This is a genomic window from Leuconostoc sp. BM2, assembly GCF_002095565.1.
Classification (GTDB): Bacteria; Bacillota; Bacilli; order Lactobacillales; family Lactobacillaceae; genus Leuconostoc; species Leuconostoc falkenbergense.
This window is the reverse complement of the sequence record NZ_MOWQ01000074.1, coordinates 1-2,488: the sequence shown is the minus strand read 5'-3', so window position 1 is coordinate 2,488 and position 2,488 is coordinate 1. Positions and strand designations below refer to the sequence as shown.

The following is a 2,488-nucleotide window of genomic DNA, read 5'->3' as shown; positions in this document are numbered from 1 at the left end:
TGGAATGATAAAATAGTGGTGCCCATTAAGGTCCTTCTTTCTAATGGAATGTTGTGGTAACACCATTAAAGACCTTGATGGGTTTTTCTGTCCACTTAAATGTTCAACTTAAATTTTACAATCTGCCGTTAAGAAAAAATTTCAGACGATCGGTATCGCACTATTTATAATAGTGATTGCAATTGCAGGATCAATTGTTAAAACTAATATCGACAATAGTAAACTAAGTCCGCAAATGTTAGAATTCAAGAAAAACGGTACGCTTTTTCTTGAACTTCCAGAAAAAGTTAATGAAAATAACAATCACATCGTGCATATAAAAGGGCAAGTGGCACCCAAATCACGTGTTCAAATTGGTTTTGGAATTTTTGGTGATACCACAACGGCCGATGCTACAGGCTCTTTCCAGTTAACCTATGATGATAATATTCAACAAAATACCAACATCAAAATCACGACAAAATATAATAATAAGCAGATGAGCGAAATAGTTACAGTAGTACCCAGCCCTGAGAGACTTCATACAATTGAACAAAAAAACAAGCGGACAAAGCAATATAAAAAAGAAGCAGTAGCAGTTAAAAAAATGTCACTAAAAACAAAATCCTTCACAGAAGCTAAGAGTTCAATTCAAGGGATATCTTCCTCAATTGTTGTAACGTCAAAATCAAACGATAATGAGGTTACTGAAGTTTCTGATACTGATATAGTCACCGATGTCAAGGTGAAACAAACAAATAACGGTGTATCCGTTGAGTTATACTTGGAGCCTAGTGACTCAGCCAAAAAGACACTGGCGGACAAAAAAGCTAGTGAACAAAAAAGTAAAGATTTAGAAGCTGCAAAAAATAAATATAAAGAAAATGTCAAGGCATACGAGGTGCGGTTCAATGACTATGCCATTGAATACCTAATTGATAAAAATACCTCAACAATTTACGAAACAACCACTGATGATCATTCTATTTCTCAATCTAAGTTCACTGGTAGTATGGATGAAAAAATAAGTTTTAATTTAGATGGACTAGAAATGACTGCTTTTAATCACTATGTTGGAAATGATTCGGTAGCTATTTTCAACGATTTAAGTGGTAATTCTAATAAAGCCTCTGAGATGAACCCTGAAACAACTAAAAGTGCTTACTTTAAAAGTTTAAATTTGCCTTTCTAAAATATATTCCCGTTTTTCCCTTTCGCAGTCAATAAAACGATTGCCCTGATACTAATTTTAAAAATTGAAAAAAAATCAAAAAAAGCTCAGCAGTAACGAAACTGAAGAGCTTTTTTTTCTTATAACAACACAAATAATTTGAGAATCGTATAGTTTCAGCCATCACTACACTCTTTGGTAAAAACTTCGTTCAAAATATAATGTAGACCACCCTATATGTTCCATATTTTTAATAAATGCTCGCTGCGGTGCTCAGAAGTAGATAAATTAGACTATTTTTTATTATTATCGGTAGATTGTAAAATTAAACCGAACACTTGAATAAAAAAGCCGCAGCGCCTTTAATGGTAATTGTCTAAAACAACCATAAAGGAACTGCGACTCATGACTAGTTTATCATCTCAAGAACGCACTGTCATTCAAACTTTACTCGAATTGAATTATTCTGTTCGTGCCATTGCGCGCTTTATTAAACGCTCTCCTTCAACCGTTGTGATTGAAATTCATCAAGTGACACCCTATAAAGCTGACATTGCTCATGCGTTGGCATTGAAAAAACGTCATCTACGTGGTCTTCATGACACGCTAACACCAGCTATCGCTGTCTTTTTGAATCACCACATTGGTATATTGAAGTGGTCACCAGAAACCGCTGCGCATGTTTTAGGGTTACCTTTCAAAACGATTTATAATTGGCTCAATGCTGGTCGACTCAAACTATCATTGGCTGATTTGCCTGACAAAGGTATCCGTCAAAAGCGTCAATCTGATGGTAGACGACAAGTATTTGTGCATGGTCGTTCGATTGAAACGAGACCTGAAAGTGTGAAAGCACGACAAACCTTTGGACATTTTGAAGTTGACACTATGCAATCGGGTAAAAGACGTGGTGATGTGCTGGTGACAATTACTGAAAGACTAAGCCGGCAACATATCGTGAGACAGGTCACTGGGCGCAATAGTCAGGCAGTGACACCAGTCTTAATTCATTTTTTTCAAGGGATCAAAAATGCCAAGTCCATCACTGTTGATCGTGGGCGAGAATTTGCAAAATATAACGAAATCGAGCAAAAACTAGGCATTCCAGTCTATTTTGCGCACCCATATTCACCAGAAGAACGTGGGAGTAATGAGATATTAAATCGATACGTCCGTCGTTTTATACCGAAAGAACGCAAAATTGAAACAGTTAGCGCCAAAGAATTAGATCAAATTAATCATTGGATCAATGCGAGACCAATGAAAACACTCAACTGGCAATCACCACGAAAGGTTTTTCAGCAGTTTGCAGTGTTCGGTTAATTCTTGCAATCTACC

The 2,488-nt window shown here is 36.3% G+C and carries 2 protein-coding genes; both read left to right on the top strand.

The features are described from left to right. The first annotated feature begins 172 nt into the window (after positions 1 to 172). Positions 173 to 1,171 (top strand): hypothetical protein, encoded by a 999-nt coding sequence (locus tag BMG01_RS10290; protein WP_036087053.1) that lies wholly within the window; start codon positions 173 to 175, stop codon positions 1,169 to 1,171. A 384-nt stretch (positions 1,172 to 1,555) separates the two neighbouring features. Further along, positions 1,556 to 2,473: an IS30 family transposase gene (locus BMG01_RS10285; protein WP_084013489.1), complete on the top strand. Its 918-nt coding sequence runs from the start codon at positions 1,556 to 1,558 to the stop codon at positions 2,471 to 2,473. Positions 2,474 to 2,488: the final 15 nt, after the last annotated feature.